Raw genomic sequence first — 4,617 nt, forward strand, 5'->3', positions numbered from 1 at the left:
TTGCAGCTTTACCACGTAGGTTACGTAAGTAATAAAGTTTCGCACGACGTACTTTACCACGACGAGTAACTTCAATCTTATCAAGACGTGGAGAATGTACAGGGAACGTACGTTCAACTCCTACACCCACCATAGAGCTATTTATAACGTTTATACAAGTTGATTAAAAAGTGGTTTCTTGGACGTCTGATAATATAAGGTCGCACGTCCACTTTCATTTTACACCTTCACGAGAATACGTCAAGTATTTAGTTGAAATTATAGATGGTAAAGTCAAATTTTAATTAAGTATTTCAAAACAGTTTAGTATGAGACACTATAATGAAGAAACTCTATTAGGGATAATTAAATTCATTACTATAATCCTCAACAAAATGAGAATCTTCTAAAGAAAAACCCCGATCTATTAAGAACGGAGTTAAAATTATAAACACTATAAACATAGGTTAATTTAATATCATTTTATTGAATTGAGATAACGGGATTGTATCTATTTGAAGTTCTTCAGCTTTATTTAATAAAACATAATCGCCATTATCTGAATAAATAATAACATCAACTTTATATCCATTTAAACCTTTATTCACTCTTGAAACTTCCATATGATTTAGAAGAATACTCTCTACTTTATTTTGTATCTTTAGAGGGAGCAATGCTACATTAACAGTTTTATCTTTTAATTCAGGAATTTTTTTTAGTTGTGGTCGTGTTTCTCCTCTAGTCGCAATTCTATTGTGTGTTATTGTTGCTGTTTCTAGATTTAAATCCTTAGATACCGCATCAATAAACCATTCATCTGTTTGAACTTCAATGCCCAACTCTCTAGCCTTATCTAATTTACTGCCTGGTTGTTCACCGCAAACTAATAAATCTGTTTTACTTGAAACGCTACCAGTTACTTTCGCCCCACATTTTAAAGCAATTTCTTTCATTAGTAGTCTTGGGAAAGAGCTTGCTCCAGTAAAAACAATTCTCTTATCTTGAAAAATACTACTTTGCCCTTCCACACTTACTGTTGTTTCTACAATCTTTTTAATTTTTTGAGGAGAAGCCTTATATAAAGGTAACCAATTAGTCGGGCTTGCTTTGATAATCACTTCATAAAGCGCCCTGACATCATCTAAAGCATTATGTGTTAACCGAGTATCAACGTCGTAGAATTTAATTAGATATTCTAACGAGTAGGAAAATAAAAGAGGGTTGGAACTTTTAATTGCCCTAATTGAATCATAGCACTCATAATCTTCATCTAACCAACCATAATGAACTAAAAATTTCCGATCAAAAGGAACGTTATGTGCAACAATCGGGTATTTATATGTATCAATAATATTTCTAAAGTGCTTCACTTTTAAAGGATCTTTAGATATATCTGCATAGCCTTCTCCCATACCTAAGTGAACCAATGATTCATTTTCGACTTCTGCAATATGTTCGCTGGCAATAATTTCCCCATTTTCAACTACTAATAACGCAACTTCATAAATACCTGATTCTACATTAAAATCGAGTGTTTCAATATCTAATAAAATCATATTATCCATAGTTAATCCCCCATTTAACATTAAATTCATCAAATAGGTATAATTTTAATTGTTTTTCGCTTTCAAATAACAGGGATGTTTTTTCTGTAAATAAATGATAGTGATTAGTGTAAGTGCTTTTTCTAATTGCAAATGTGACAGATTTTTCTTTTCCGTTATCATCTTTTATTTTAACAGTATCTTTATAGATTGGTTTGTATTGATATCTACCAATTTCTTTACCTCTTTTTTTCACAACTATTAAGGCGTTGTCTTTAATATTATAATATTCTAATTCCTCAATATCATATAATCCTTGAGAACTCCAACATTTTAAACCTTTGTTCGAGTATGAGGGCAACATTTTCTCCGTAGTAAATCCCCATACATAAACTTTATCCTCCTCAAACTCTAAAATTGCGCTGTTTAATTCATTTATTCTTTTTTGTAGCATTGTAGATCACCCCAGTTATAAAAATATTAATTTATTTACTGAGCATATATTGATAAATTTTTCTAATTTATTCTCACTATTTATTTATAATACATAGTATATAGTTTAGCACAATTATTCTGAATAGAATATATAATTAGAAAAAAATACAAATACTAAGACTTTCTGTCAAACTCGATTTCTACCTTAATACCGCCACCATTACGTAAGTTAGTCGTCCTAACAACTCTACCCGCCCTCTTGCTTGACGTAGGCGACTAGTTCCGTAAATTCTTCCGTCGAGTAAACGATTCTATTTGTACGTGTCATAACTGACCCCTCGCTTATTTAGAGTATTAAGGCGGATATTGTAGGGCGTCCGCCTGGCGCCACTTGGACAGGTTTACTTACCGCCCCTCCGCTTTCGCTTCATCGGGGCGCTTGCCGTAGTTCTGCCGTCTATTTACTGTGGCAAGTATGCGTAATGGTTGCGGTCGTATCTGTTTCCTTCTCGGTGTACGTTTAGGTTATTGTCGTCCTTGAAGTTACGGTCAATCAACGTCAACCGATCATAAGCGTGAGTACACTTGTTTGGCAACGCGGTTACGCCACGTGCAAATAACGCCTCCGGACTGTCGCCTTGCTTAGTCTGTTCGTAAATGCCTTTTACCTTACGTTCTAGTTTCTCGTCGCCTTTGACGGATTGCATGACGGACGGCAACTCTAACGCTAGCGCTTGCTTACGCCCTTCTTCGAGGTATTTAACGTCTTCGGCTAATTGGTCGAGTGCGCCCTCGCCCCGTCCTAACGTAATTTCGCTCGCCAACTGTTTCGCCTTGATTTCGGCTTGTCGGCGGTCAAAGTCCGAAATATTAACGGTTTTGTTAGCGACTTCCTTTGCCGATTCTTCTCGGACGTTAGCAAGTAAGTCTGCGTACTCGGCTTGTGTGGCGTTGACCTCCTCTTTCAACTCGTCCTTTAACTTGTTAATTGCCTCGGCTTTGAAGGTGGAATCCTGGTATCTAGGGTCCTTACTTTGCTCGATCTTCTGAACACCCTTCTTATACTTGCTAACGGCGTTGTCGACTTTTTGACTATAAGCGTCAATCTCCGGAACTTCAAAACGTATGGCTTGTCCTGTTTCTAACACCCTCTGCAACTCGGACCCTTCTAAGTCATAGACCTGATCCTTGCCAAAATTGTTACCTGCTACTGAAATTGATTCCTTGATAAATACGTTTGTCATTGTAAATCTCCCCTTTAGTTTAGTTTTACCTCGTACGTTTGCTAACCGTTCTAACTGACGGTATGTCTCCATTTGTCGTGATGTTTTCGTCCAATACATAGTCGTTACTCTTTACGTACTGCTCGATCATGTCCTTGCAATCGTTGTATATTGCGAAGTCTGACTTACTGCTTACCGTGAACGTTATTTTTAAGACGGTCTGACCTGTCGAGCACTCTACTAGAACCGCCGTTACGTCTTTTGTCTGCCGGTCTAAACGTTTGATACGAACATCGGCTATAACAACGCCTTCGCCCTTTAGCGTGTCGTCAGTCACTTCGCCAACCTTGTCACGGTTGAATAGTGTCATAAGCTCGCCCCTTTCTACGTTCAAACTCGCATTGATCGTGATTAAATATGTGCGCCAACCCACGCTCTACTAACGTCGCCCAACTTTGCTCGTACAGGTTGAATACGGTTATGTCGCTTGATTTATCGAATACGTCTCTGTCCATAAATCGAGGTTTTTCGCCTTTATCAACTACTTTTACATTCCTTAGTGCCACTAACTCGCTCCCCCTCTTTGTCGCTTACGTTCAAACTCAGTGTATTCAACAGTTTTTTACTGAATTTATAGGGGGCAGCACGGTGTTTTTTAACCTTTTGCCTCGTTCTTAGACGTATAGGTCGTCTAATCTATTAATATCGAAAATTTGCCGTCCTGCCCCCTGTTTTTTCAACGTCTGTACAGTCTAACTTGCTCCGGCTCGGCGCACCCCTCAACGCGAACCACTCGACCGGTGTCGTCCTTTTCCGTGACTGTTACGTTGTGACTACGGTTAAGGATTTTGCGAATATGTGGCGGGTAGGTTGAGTAGACTCGCCACACGTCGTCTATTGCGTCGTAGTTGTAAATCGTCTCCTGTTCCTCTTTATCGTGATAACTCATGTCTTTATACGCCCCTTATTATTCAGAATTTTCAAACATAAATGTCCATTTAAAAACGCCTAGCACTTGGCTGGCGCCTACTTGATTACCTTTTTTAGTTTTACAATTGCCCTTTCTTTGTCGCCGACCGCTGACCGTTCGGCGTCGTAGTGGTCCATTAATAGTGTGACCTTTTCAGGTGTTAAGCCGTATATCTTCTCTAATGAGTCGACGTATTGCGGTTGTAGTACATAGTTACCTCGCTCAACGTGGTGGACGCTTACCCCACTCATATTTAGTAGGGCGCCCATTTCAGCTAGAGATAACCCTAACGCTTTCCTGACCTTGTTTAGTTTTATGTTATCCCATTCCATGATCCAACCCCCTCGTATATTATGTTTAGGGCCTATCATTTGAGCCCAGATTTTCTTGCATTTCCTGCTGAATATAGTCAAAAGTCTTGGACGTCTCGAGATGTTCCTAGATAATGGTCTTAGGATCATTTGGG

5 protein-coding genes and 1 pseudogene are annotated in these 4,617 nt (G+C 38.6%); all 6 read right to left on the reverse strand.

Going from position 1 to position 4,617, the window contains the following annotated elements; all coding sequences use genetic code 11:
• Positions 1 to 127 (reverse strand): annotated as a pseudogene (locus ACTWQB_RS16710) (50S ribosomal protein L19); the annotation flags it as partial.
• A gap of 319 nt (positions 128 to 446) precedes the next feature.
• Positions 447 to 1,544 carry a BRCT domain-containing protein gene (locus ACTWQB_RS16715; RefSeq protein WP_443140296.1) on the reverse strand — a complete coding sequence of 366 codons (1,098 nt, stop codon included), beginning with the start codon at positions 1,542 to 1,544 and terminating at the stop codon, positions 447 to 449.
• A complete protein-coding gene (locus tag ACTWQB_RS16720) occupies positions 1,537 to 1,977 on the reverse strand; it encodes a hypothetical protein (RefSeq protein ID WP_443140297.1) in 441 nt (146 codons plus the stop codon). The genes ACTWQB_RS16715 and ACTWQB_RS16720 overlap by 8 nt, the downstream gene beginning before the upstream one ends.
• Positions 1,978 to 2,419: 442 nt before the next feature.
• Positions 2,420 to 3,202 carry a hypothetical protein gene (locus tag ACTWQB_RS16725; protein ID WP_443140298.1) on the reverse strand — a complete coding sequence of 261 codons (783 nt, stop codon included), beginning with the start codon at positions 3,200 to 3,202 and terminating at the stop codon, positions 2,420 to 2,422.
• A gap of 329 nt (positions 3,203 to 3,531) precedes the next feature.
• A complete protein-coding gene (locus tag ACTWQB_RS16730) occupies positions 3,532 to 3,747 on the reverse strand; it encodes a hypothetical protein (protein WP_443140299.1) in 216 nt (71 codons plus the stop codon).
• A 460-nt stretch (positions 3,748 to 4,207) separates the two neighbouring features.
• A complete protein-coding gene (locus tag ACTWQB_RS16735; RefSeq protein WP_443140300.1) occupies positions 4,208 to 4,483 on the reverse strand; it encodes a helix-turn-helix domain-containing protein in 276 nt (91 codons plus the stop codon).
• Positions 4,484 to 4,617 lie beyond the last annotated feature (134 nt).

Source organism: Piscibacillus sp. B03 (assembly GCF_052246295.1).
Classification (GTDB): domain Bacteria; phylum Bacillota; class Bacilli; order Bacillales; family Alkalibacillaceae; genus Piscibacillus.